Origin of the sequence: Candidatus Pelagibacter sp., assembly GCF_052049815.1 — a bacterium.
Taxonomy (GTDB): Bacteria; Pseudomonadota; Alphaproteobacteria; order Pelagibacterales; family Pelagibacteraceae; genus Pelagibacter.
In genome coordinates, this window is sequence record NZ_JBNGZG010000082.1 from 1 (window position 1) to 2094 (window position 2094).

The window sequence follows — 2094 nt, forward strand, 5'->3', positions numbered from 1 at the left end:
ATAATAATTTTTATTGTTTAAAAATACTGATTTTAATTCATTATTAGAGACTTCATCTTCATCATTAATACCTAAATAAACAACATCTATCTTGTTATCTTCGATAGAAATATAATTTTGTATTTCTTTTTTGGCATAATATGAATCTACAATTAACTTATCACAGAATAGAATTGATAATTGCATAAAATACTTTGTTAATAAATTTCTCAATATATTACCAGGCATCATAAAAAAATATACCCAGGGTAAATTTGAATGTAATGCCAATATAAATCTAATATTAAAAAGTTTTAGAGTTAATGGACCATAATTCATTGGTGAATAAAATTGTTTTACATTTAAAAATTTTAATTCAAAAGGAAGAATAAATTGCATCCATAAAAATTTGATAAGAGAATTTTTTAGAATATTTGATTTGATTAAAACTTTAATATTTTTATTTTTAAAATCAATTAATTTAGAATAATCTAGACAAGTAATTATATAAATTTTATTATTTAAGTTTTTATTCTTAAGATGTTTACTAAAGTATAAATTGTATGATTTAGTCCCACTGGCAAGACTTGTACCAATCATATCAATAGCTGTTATCATTTTTTATCTAAAATTTGTTGATAGTGTTTAAATTTATATATATTAAATTATTTGATTGATAAATAAAATCTTAGAGATAAAAATTTTATGATTGGTTTTGAAACTATTGGAAATGCTACAGTTACTGTGTTTGATAATAGTCCAATACTAACGACTGATCCGTGGATTTATGGAAATCCTTATTTTGGTAGCTGGAAACATAAATACGAAATTCCTAAAGAACAACTTGAAAATATCTTTAATTCAAAATTTATTTGGCTTTCTCATGGTCACCCGGATCATGCTGATCCTGAATCATTTAAAATTTTTAGAAATAAAACAATTCTAATAAGTGCTCACCATGGGGATAGGATTTATAATGACCTTTCTAAAGATTTTAACTGCATAAAGTTAATCAATAACAAATGGTATGAATTATCAAAAAATGTAAGAATAAAATCTTTTGCAGATTGGAATCAAGATTCTTCATTACTTATCGAAATCAAAAAGAAAGACATTTTATTCAATTTGAATGATGGGAAGGCACTAGGATGGTCCAGAACAATAAGTAATATAATAAAGAATTATGATAATAGGTTTCTATTAAAATTAATCAACTGGGGTGATGCAGACATGATTAATTTTTATAATCATCATAACGAATTCATAAAACCTTTGGCTGCTGAAAAAATGCCATGTGGAGAAAGTTATAGTTATTATATGAATAAATGGAATTGTAATTTTGCCATACCATTTTCTGCATTTCATACTTACAATAGAGAAGACTCAATATTAATGCAAAAATTTGTGACACCACTAAAAGAACATTATGTAAATTTTGATGAAAAAGTTGGAAATTTGTTACCTGCTTTTATTAGGTGGGATACATTAAAAAATGATTATGTAAAAATTAATCCCAAAGAATCTGACAATAAAACAGTTAATTCTCTAAAATTTGGTGATAATTGGAATGATGATCTAGATAAATATGACAAAAAAATTATAGAAAAGTATTTTTTAAAATTTGAGCATATTAAAAATAAATTTGGATTTTTATCATTTAAAGTTGGTAAAAGTGAGTTTAATTTAAAATTTTCAAAGAAAAAAACAGGAATTATTTTTAATACGCCAAGAAATTCATTAATTTTTTCTATTAAGCATCAAATTTTTGATGACTTATTGATAGGAAATTTTATGAAAGTGCAAATGGTTAATATACATAGCTTATATCCTGATTTTACACCATATGTGTCCAAATATGGCGATAACGGAAATGCACATTCAAAAAAAGAATTAGATGAGTATTTTAAATATTATAAGTATTCATCTGCAAATTATTGGATCGATTATCTTCAAATTAAATCTGAAGAAATAATAAGAAGCAAATTAGAAAAATATAGAAACTTTTATAACATAGCACGAAAAATTAAAAGGCGATTTAATTAAAAAATAATTTAAATTTAAAAAAATTTAATACCAATATTAAACGGGGATGCAGATGAATTTGTTTATGAATTG

2 protein-coding genes are annotated in these 2094 nt (G+C 23.4%); one reads left to right on the forward strand and one right to left on the reverse strand.

Annotation, left to right across the window (positions count from 1 at the left end):
• Positions 1-597, reverse strand: a 597-nt coding sequence (locus ACTT9D_RS07250) for a glycosyltransferase (protein ID WP_440931113.1), incomplete at its 3' end; no start/stop codon positions are given.
• A gap of 87 nt (positions 598-684) precedes the next feature.
• Between ACTT9D_RS07250 and ACTT9D_RS07255 the strand changes: the two genes are divergently transcribed.
• Positions 685-2022, forward strand: coding sequence for an MBL fold metallo-hydrolase (locus tag ACTT9D_RS07255; protein WP_440931114.1), 1338 nt, complete (start codon positions 685-687; stop codon positions 2020-2022).
• Positions 2023-2094: the final 72 nt, after the last annotated feature.